Consider the following 455-nt stretch of genomic DNA (forward strand, 5'->3'; position numbering starts at 1 on the left):
ATAATGCTGAGTGCAGAAGACCAAATTTCGCCGGCTGTTCAAAAAATACAGCGTTATATGGAAAATGCACTTCAAAATGGCTACTCTGTTACAATACGCGTGATTGATCACGTCATGAAAACAGTCGGTCGCATTTCAGCCGGTATTGATGCCTTAACAGGAAAAGACAATAAATTGGAGCTGGCTATTAATGACAAGGTGTCAGATAAGCTGTATTCCTTGCAGAAAAGAATTGATAGTATGGGAAGCTCAGGTTCACCGGATAAAGCAGCTTCTTCAGCCGGAGGAAATGCCGGTGATATTGCAAGCATGTTTGATCCGGAAACGATTTTGACAGCACTGGACAAATTTGCTGCATCATTCATGGAAAAAATGGATGAAATCGCCACAAAATTCAGCCCGGAAACAATCCTAACAGAGATGGATAAATTTACAACATCGTTCATGAATAAGGT

The 455-nt window shown here is 40.9% G+C and carries 1 protein-coding gene; it reads left to right on the top strand.

Annotation, left to right across the window (positions count from 1 at the left end):
* Positions 1-455, top strand: a 455-nt coding sequence (locus tag RVS70_RS22365; RefSeq protein WP_321134904.1) for a hypothetical protein, incomplete at both ends; no start/stop codon positions are given.

The organism is Virgibacillus sp. M23 (assembly GCF_034190895.1).
Taxonomy (GTDB): Bacteria; Bacillota; Bacilli; order Bacillales; family Amphibacillaceae; genus Virgibacillus; species Virgibacillus salarius.